The sequence below is a fragment of the Rhizobacter sp. P1_G5 genome, assembly GCF_056405435.1.
In genome coordinates, this window is sequence record NZ_JBFUCB010000325.1 from 1 (window position 1) to 6,684 (window position 6,684).

Below are 6,684 nucleotides of genomic sequence, written 5' to 3' on the forward strand. Positions count from 1 at the left end.
GGGTATTCCTTGGGGGACGAACGGACCGATTATCCGCCGAGCTCACGCCGCTTGTGCCGTTGTGGGATTGATCGCCGGCCCCGCGTTCGCGGTGGCCAGCTTCAAAGGGGCCTTCTCGTCGGCCTTCAAGGGGTGGAGTTCGCCGTCGATCCGGGCGCCCTGGTGCATTTCAAGCGATTCGTAGCGCACATCGCCGACGATGCTGGCCTTGGGCTGCAGTTCGAGCAGCTGATCCGACAGGACCGGGCCGATCACGGTGCCGTTGATGATCACGTGGCCAGCCTTGACCTTGCCGATGACCTTGGCTTTCTCGCTGATGACGAGGATGCTGTACGCCTCGCTGCTGGCGATCACGTCGCCCTGCACCTCGCCATCGATGCGCAGGCCGTCGGCGAAGCGCAGTTCGCCGGTGATCACGGTGCCCTCGCCGATCAGGGTGCGGATGGGGGGCTGCTTGGTTTTGCCGAACATGGTGATTGCTCCAACGTGATCCAACGAGGGGGGCCGTCTCTTGTGCCGGCTCTGTGCTGAGTGCTTCTTCGGAGGCTGGCTTCAGAGCTTGAGCATCTGCGTCGCCCTGACGGTGCCGCGGCTGTCAATGACCTTGACCTGGACGGTTTTTACCACGGCCTGCAGCGGGTGATCGATCATTCCTTCGAGACGAAGGTACTGCTTCACGGCGAGTGGCAAGCCGCCATTGGGCATCGACAGGGACCACGGCTTGCCGTCGAGCAGACCGGTCAGCACGATGTCGTAGCGGCCGTTGAATTCAGGGGCCGACTTGCCCACCTGCATCACCAGCAATTGGTAACGAAGTTGTCCCGGCGCCTTGGCTTCAGCCTGCAGTGCGCGCACCGTCAGCGCCTCGGCGGCACCGGCCGGCAGCAGGCGCTCGAAGAAGCCGAGGTCGGCCTTCAGCGCCATGTTCTCGGACTCGAGCTGCTTGAGCTGCTGGGCCAGCTTGTCCTGCGCCACCTTCTCGGTGCGCAGCAGGCTGCCGGCGGTGTTGGCGATCGACTGGGCGCCTTCGCGTTCGGCGCGCAGCTGCGCGACCTCGACACGCAGCTGCGCCAGCTCGGCCTTCGCATCACGGTCCAGCCCGGCGATGTCCTTGCCGAACTCGAAAGCCCACAGGGCGAAGGCCGCGGAGAATCCGAACACCAGCGCCACGATGACCCAGCGCAAGGGCCAGGGCAGGTGGCTGCGCACGATCATGCGCGGTGCGCTGATGGACATGCGACGACGAAGCAGTTTCCAGCGCATGGGTCAGGACAGGGGGAAGTGAAGGGCTCGTGCTGCGGAGCCCGGCGCTCCTTGGAGCTAGGGATTGTAGAAGCGGCCCACGGCATGCTTGTTTCCAAACCTTGCCGGAACGGCGAGCGGAAAGCAAAAGGGCCGCTCGAAAGCGGCCCCTTCCTGCAACGCCTGAGCGTCGATCAGCGCTTGCTGAACTGCTTCCTGCGGCGAGCGCCGTGCAGGCCGACCTTCTTCCGTTCGACTTCACGCGCATCGCGCGTCACGAAGCCGGCGTGCTTGAGGGCAGGCTTGAGCGTCTCGTCGTAGTCGATCAGGGCGCGGGTGATGCCGTGGCGCACCGCACCGGCTTGACCCGACTCGCCACCACCGTGCACGTTGACCTTGACGTCGAACGCGCCATCGTTGGAGGTCAGCACCAGAGGCTGCTTGACCACCATGATGGAGGTCTGGCGACCGAAATACTCATCGACGGTCTTGCCGTTGACGACGATCTGGCCAGTGCCCTTCTTGATGAAGACGCGAGCCACCGAAGACTTGCGGCGGCCGGTTCCGTAGTTCCAATTTCCGATCATGGCCGCTCCTTAGATGTCCAGCACTTTGGGCTGCTGGGCGGTGTGCGGGTGGGAACCACCGGCGTACACCTTCAGCTTCTTCACCATCGCGTAACCCAACGGTCCCTTGGGGAGCATGCCCTTGACAGCCTTTTCCAGCGCGCGGCCGGGGTGCTTGGCTTGCATGTCCTTGAAGGTCGTGGCGTGGATACCGCCCGGGTGGCCCGAGTGACGGTAGTACACCTTGTCGGTGGCCTTGTTGCCCGTGACGCGGATCTTGTCTGCGTTGACGACGACGATGAAATCTCCGGTGTCGACGTGAGGCGTGTAAATGGCCTTGTGCTTGCCGCGCAAACGGAGTGCCACTTCGCTGGCAACACGTCCGAGCACCTTGTCGGTGGCGTCAATCACAAACCACTCGTGCGTCACTTCGGCCGGCTTGGCGCTGAAGGTCTTCATGAGGTTCTTTCAATGAGCCGGCCGCGACATGCGGCCAGCAGGTTAAGGCCCTGCTGAAATTTCATTGCTGAAATCTCACGGCCATCGGTGCTGCTTGTTCAGGCAGCCTCTCAGGCGCGCTTCTCTTGCGTATTCCCCCCGGGCCACGGCGGAAAAGCCTTCGAGTGTAGCTGATCAAGGGTAACGCTGGCTAGAGGGGCCGCCTTGTTGGCGCCGCTCGCAAGGGGATGCCTGAACCGGTACACTAGGGTTTCTACCGAGTCATCCCATGAGCAGTACCACCGCCACCCCCGAACGTTCGTCGCCACTGGCGTCGAACCACGGCTCAGCGCCGGAGGCGCCGCGTTTCAGCTGGGTGCCGATCCGCTCGATGTCCGAGCGTCATCGGGAGCGCATTTCTACACACTTGCTGGCACTTAACGAAAGTGACCGCTATCTTCGATTCGGCTATCCGGCGACGGATGCCCAGATCGAGCGCTACGTCGCGTCGCTGAACTTCGAGCGCGATGAGCTGTTCGGCATCTTCAACCGGCGCCTCGAACTCATCGCGCTGGCCCACCTGGCCTACGTGCCGGTGAGCCACCCCGAAGACGCGGCGATGGCCGAGTTCGGCGTTTCCGTGGCCGGCCATGCGCGCGGCCGCGGCTACGGGGCACGGCTGTTCGAACGCGCCGTGCTGCAGGCGCGCAACCGCGGCTGCGACCGCCTGTTCATCCACGCGCTCAGCGAAAACACCGCGATGCTGAAGATCGCCCGCCGCGCCGGTGCGTTGGTCGAGCGCGACGGTTCGGAGTCGGAAGCCTGGCTGAAGCTGCCGCCCGACAGCCTCGCATCGCAGATGGGCCAGCTGATGGAGCGCCATGCGGCCGAGCTGAACTACCAGTTCAAGCGCCATGCACAGCGCATGAGCGACCTGCTCGACACCGTCACGGAAGTGAAGGCCCACGTGAGCAGCACACGACGCGTCGCCTCGGAATAAGCGACGAAATCCGTTTTCAGACACCAATCTGACAACTGTACGGCCCCGATGTGGGGGATGCGCCTGCTGAGGCCGACCGCTAGGATGCCTTCGGTTCGTCGCTCGACGGGTGCCTTTCGGCCCCGGTCCGATGGACCCCATCCAAGTCTGTGTCCTGATCATGCAAGTCCTGCCCTGGATCGCCGCATTGGCAGTCACCACGCTGCTGGCCCTCGCGCTCCTCGTGCTGCTGTGGCGCGGTCGCAAGCCGCCCCAACCGAAGCCGCTCCCCACCGAGTGGTCACTCACTGCCCGCCCCGTCTTCAGCACCGACGAGCGCCGCATCTATCGCCTGCTGCGTGAGGCGCTGCCGCACCACATCGTGCTGTCGAAGCTGCCGCTGGTGCGCTTCTGCCAGCCGAACGACCCCTCCGAAGTCCGCTTCTGGTTCGACCTGCTCGGCTCCAACCATGTGACCTTCGCGGTCTGCAGCGCGAACGGGCGCGTGCTCGCCGCGATCGACCTGGATGTCGAGCGCGGCGGTTCGCGCCGGCTGCAGCAGATCAAGCAATCGGTGCTGGCCGCCTGCCGCGTGCGCTACCTGCGCTGCTCGACCGACCACCTGCCGTCGATCGCCGAACTGCAGCTGCTGGTGCCGCACAGCGGGGCCGCGTCACGCGCACCGCAGCCCGCGCCGACGCACACGCTGCACGAAGCGCGCGACACGCTGGCCACCACCGTCGCGACCAAGCGCGCCGAGCGCACCGCGCTGTGGAGTGATTCGACGCTGTTCCAGGACTCCTTCTTCTCGCCCGACAGCCGGCTCGATGCGTTCGCGAGCAGCGAGTTCTCGGGGCTCGGCGACCGCAACGGCAAGGCCGCCCCGCGGCAGGGCCCCGCCTTCGCCACCACCAACCCCGGTGGCGACAGCACCTTGGGCGACGACGTCGGCGGTGTCGTCGTCGACCCGCCGCACTACGCGTCGAGCACGCGGCACTGAACGATTCGCGGCAACAACGCGGCTGCCGCTTACGATGCGGGCATGTCATCCGCCTCGCCGATTGAAACCCCCTACGCCGGCCTGACGCCGGAAGTCGTCCTCGACGCCCTCGATTCGGTCGGCCTGCGCGGCGACGGCCGGCTGATCCAGCTGAACTCCTACGAGAACCGCGTCTTCCAGGTCTTCCTCGAAGACAAGCGCGTCGTGGTCGCGAAGTTCTACCGGCCCGGACGCTGGAGCGACGCGCAGATCCTCGAAGAGCACGCGTTCGCCAACGAACTCGCCGAGGCCGAGATCCCGATCGTCAGCCCCTGGTCGCTGACCAGCGAGCAGAGCGGCGTCACCTCGACGCTGTGCCACTTCACCGGCGGCTCGGACCCGCACCGCTTCGCGATCACCGAGCGCCGCTCGGGCCGCGCGCCCGAGCTGGAGGATGAAGCCACGATGGAGTGGATCGGCCGCTTCGTCGGCCGCATGCACATGGTCGGCGCGACATCGCGTTTCGAGCACCGACTCACCCTCGACATCGCGACCTACGGCTCAGGCCCGCTCGACTGGCTGCTCGCCGGCGACATCATCCCGCCCGATGCGAAGCCCGGCTGGGAGCGCGCGGCGCGCGATGCGCTGGCCGAGATTGCCGCCTGCTTCGACGCCGTCGGCAGCACCCGCACGATCCGCCTGCATGGCGACTGCCACGCCGGCAACGTGCTGTGGACCGAGGCCGGCCCGCACTTCGTCGACCTCGACGATGCCTTGTCCGGCCCGGCGGTGCAGGACCTGTGGATGCTGCTGTCGGGCGAGCGCAGCGTCGCGACCCGCCAGCTGCATGCGCTGCTGACCGGCTACGAGGACTTCATGGAGTTCGACTGGCGCGAGCTGCGGCTGATCGAAGCCTTCCGCACGCTGCGGATGATCCACTACAGCGCCTGGCTCGCACGCCGCTGGAACGACCCGGCCTTCCCGATCGCGTTCCCGTGGTTCGGTGCGCCGGTCTACTGGACGGACCAGGCGGTGCGCCTGCGCGAGCAGATCGCGACGCTGCGGGAGCCGCCGGCGTTCGGCGGCCCCGCCTACTGAGCGCGCCGGATCAGGCGGTCAGCAGCGCCGTGACGCGGCGCACATACGCGGCAGGGTCCTCGAGCTGCCCGCCCTCGGCCAGCACCGCCTGGTCGAACAGGATGTTCGCGAGCTCGTCGAACTGCGGGCTCGATTCGAGCCGCTTCACCAGCGCGTGCTCGGCGTTCACTTCGAGCACCGGGTTCGTCTTCGGCGCGCTCTGGCCGGACTGCTTCAGCAGCCGCGCGAGGTGGCCGCTGATGTCGCCCTCCTCGACGACCAGGCAGGCCGGCGAGTCGACCAGCCGCGTCGTCACGCGCACGTCCTTCGCGCGGTCCTTCAGCGCTTCCTTCAGGCGGTCGAGCACCGGCTGGAACGCCGTCGCGACTTCTTCCGCCTGCTTCTTCTCGGCCTCGTCCTGCAGCTTGCCGAGATCGACCGAGCCCTTCGCGACGCTCTGCAGCGACTTGCCTTCGACCTCGTACAGGTGGCTCAGCATCCACTCGTCGACGCGGTCGACCAGCAGCAGCACCTCGATGCCCTTCTTGCGGAAGATCTCGAGCTGCGGGCTGCTCTTCGCCGCGGCCAGGTTGTCGGCCGTGATGTAGTAGATCGTGTCCTGGCCCTCCTTCAGGCGGCCCAGGTAGTCGGCGAACGAGACGCCTTCGTCGGCCTGCGTCGAAGCGAAGCGCAGCAGCTTGGTCAAGCGCTCCAGGTTCGCATGGTCCTCGCCGACGCCCTCCTTCAGCACCGCGCCGAAGTCCTTCCAGAAGGCGGCGTACTTCGCGCGCTCTGCCGCGTCCTCGCTGTCGGCGAGCGACTCCAGCATGCCCAGCACGCGCTTGGTCGAGCCCTCGCGGATCGCCTTCACGTCGCGACTCTCCTGCAGCAGCTCGCGCGAGACGTTGAGCGGCAGGTCGGCGCTGTCGATCACGCCCTTCACGAAGCGCAGGTAGACCGGCATCAGCGCCTCGGCGTCATCCATGATGAAGACGCGCTTCACGTAGAGCTTCACGCCGCCGCGCTTGTCGCGGTTCCACAGGTCGAACGGTGCCTTCGCCGGCACGTACAGCAGCTGCGTGTACTCGCTGCGGCCCTCGACGCGGTTGTGCGTGAACGCGAGCGGCGCCTCGGTGTCGTAGCTGATCTGCTTGTAGAACTCGGTGTACTGCTCGGGCGTGATGTCGCTCTTGCTGCGCGTCCAGAGTGCCGCCRCCTTGTTGACCGGCGCCCACTCGTCGTGGACGACCTGCTCCTGCTTCTCGGCATCCCACTCCTCCTTCTGCATCAGGATCGGCAGCGAGATGTGGTCGGAGTACTTGCTGATGATCGAGCGCAGCTTCCAGGCGGTGAGGAACTCCTCCTCGCCCTCGCGCAGGTGCAGGATCACCGAGGTACCGCGC

The 6,684-nt window shown here is 66.3% G+C and carries 8 protein-coding genes; 3 read left to right on the forward strand and 5 right to left on the reverse strand.

Translation table 11 applies throughout. The features are described 5' to 3' along the window. Positions 1 to 42: 42 nt before the first annotated feature. The 4 genes from AC1D12_RS20560 to rplM form a co-directional block, all read right to left on the reverse strand. Positions 43 to 471 carry a bactofilin family protein gene (locus AC1D12_RS20560; RefSeq protein ID WP_047506386.1) on the reverse strand — a complete coding sequence of 143 codons (429 nt, stop codon included), beginning with the start codon at positions 469 to 471 and terminating at the stop codon, positions 43 to 45. A gap of 81 nt (positions 472 to 552) precedes the next feature. Then, positions 553 to 1,263, reverse strand: a complete 711-nt coding sequence (locus AC1D12_RS20565; protein ID WP_047506384.1) for a DUF6776 family protein — start codon at positions 1,261 to 1,263, stop codon at positions 553 to 555. 173 nt (positions 1,264 to 1,436) lie between these two features. Then, positions 1,437 to 1,829, reverse strand: coding sequence for a 30S ribosomal protein S9 (gene rpsI, locus AC1D12_RS20570; protein ID WP_047506382.1), 393 nt, complete (start codon positions 1,827 to 1,829; stop codon positions 1,437 to 1,439). 9 nt (positions 1,830 to 1,838) lie between these two features. Beyond that, the gene (gene rplM / locus AC1D12_RS20575) at positions 1,839 to 2,267 is read right to left on the reverse strand and encodes a 50S ribosomal protein L13 (protein WP_047506380.1); all 429 of its coding nucleotides are present in this window, start codon (positions 2,265 to 2,267) and stop codon (positions 1,839 to 1,841) included. Between the two features lie 268 nt (positions 2,268 to 2,535). Here rplM and AC1D12_RS20580 point away from each other — a divergent pair, with 268 nt between their 5' ends. The 3 genes from AC1D12_RS20580 to AC1D12_RS20590 all read left to right on the forward strand — a co-directional run bounded on the left by AC1D12_RS20580 (position 2,536) and on the right by AC1D12_RS20590 (position 5,302). Then, a complete protein-coding gene (locus AC1D12_RS20580; protein WP_047506378.1) occupies positions 2,536 to 3,246 on the forward strand; it encodes a GNAT family N-acetyltransferase in 711 nt (236 codons plus the stop codon). 160 nt (positions 3,247 to 3,406) lie between these two features. Next, positions 3,407 to 4,225, forward strand: coding sequence for a DUF2726 domain-containing protein (locus AC1D12_RS20585; protein WP_477827985.1), 819 nt, complete (start codon positions 3,407 to 3,409; stop codon positions 4,223 to 4,225). Between the two features lie 42 nt (positions 4,226 to 4,267). After that, positions 4,268 to 5,302 carry a serine/threonine protein kinase gene (locus tag AC1D12_RS20590; protein ID WP_477842519.1) on the forward strand — a complete coding sequence of 345 codons (1,035 nt, stop codon included), beginning with the start codon at positions 4,268 to 4,270 and terminating at the stop codon, positions 5,300 to 5,302. A gap of 10 nt (positions 5,303 to 5,312) precedes the next feature. Here AC1D12_RS20590 and htpG read toward each other — a convergent pair. Then, positions 5,313 to 6,684: molecular chaperone HtpG (gene htpG, locus AC1D12_RS20595; RefSeq protein WP_477842520.1), on the reverse strand; the 1,372-nt coding region annotated here is incomplete at its 5' end.